Annotated in this window: 1 pseudogene; it reads right to left on the bottom strand. The window is 42.5% G+C overall.

Going from position 1 to position 379, the window contains the following annotated elements:
• Window positions 1-379: pseudogene (locus tag BHE89_RS21860) on the bottom strand (KilA-N domain-containing protein); the annotation flags it as partial.

The following is a 379-nucleotide window of genomic DNA, read 5'->3' as shown; positions in this document are numbered from 1 at the left end:
TCATCCGTTTTACTCTCAAAGAAGTGCGGTTGGGTTTCACGAGGATTATTAGGGCTGGTCATATTCTTCCCAAACTGACAACCTCTTGCCGTAACAGACCAAAATTCTTTAGTTTTGTTAGCAGTTTTTCGTGCTTGGACGTGATAAGCGCTCAACAATACCGAGTTCGGCTAAACGTTTTAAATGCCTGTGGTGCTGAAATGGGTAAATTGTGTTTTTTAATCAGTGTTGATAAAGCCACAGTAGGACGACTGGAGCCATCCATGGAACCACTTGGCGCATCAATCGCATAAACAGGCGCCAACTCAGGTAAGCCCGCCATGGCCTGTAATTTTTGATAAGCACCTAACTTTGATGAATTCGAGAAATTTAAACTTTT

It is taken from the genome of Shigella sp. FC1967, from assembly GCF_001743005.1.
Classification (GTDB): Bacteria; Pseudomonadota; Gammaproteobacteria; order Enterobacterales; family Enterobacteriaceae; genus Proteus.
Note: the sequence above shows the minus strand (reverse complement) of the source record. Positions and strands in the feature narration are given on the sequence as shown.